This is a genomic window from Streptomyces sp. SP18BB07 (assembly GCF_036322545.1).
Taxonomy (GTDB): domain Bacteria; phylum Actinomycetota; class Actinomycetes; order Streptomycetales; family Streptomycetaceae; genus Streptomyces; species Streptomyces deccanensis.
In genome coordinates this window covers 1-436 of sequence record NZ_JAQYWT010000093.1, presented here as the reverse complement: position 1 = coordinate 436, position 436 = coordinate 1, and the positions used below count along the sequence as shown (strand labels likewise).

Genomic DNA, 436 nt, shown 5'->3' with positions numbered 1-436 from the left:
CTCGGCCTGCTGCCCGTCCAGTTCGGAGTTGCGCAGGTCGACCAGGATCAGGTGGACGTCGGTGCCGCCGGACAGGACGACGACGCCGGCCTCTCGGGCGTCCGGGGCCGTCAGCCGCTCCGCCAGGATCCGCGCGCCCGCGACGGAGCGCCGCTGGCGCTCCTTGAACTCCTCTCTCGCCGCGACCTTGAAGGAGACCGCCTTGGCCGCGATGACGTGCTCCAGCGGACCGCCCTGGAAGCCCGGGAAGACGGACGAGTTGAGCTTCTTGGCGAACTCCTACTTCGCCAGGATGTTGCCGCCGCGCGGCCCGCCGAGCGTCTTGTGCGTCGTGGAGGTCACCACGTCCGCGTACGGCACGGGGTTGGGGTGCAGCCCGGCCGCGACCAGACCCGCGAAGTGCGCCATGTCCACCCACAGATGGGCGCCGACCTCG

Annotated in this window: 1 pseudogene; it reads right to left on the bottom strand. The window is 71.3% G+C overall.

Features of this window, described 5'->3' with window-relative positions:
- Positions 1-436, bottom strand: a pseudogene (locus tag PUR53_RS00290) (serine hydroxymethyltransferase); the annotation flags it as partial.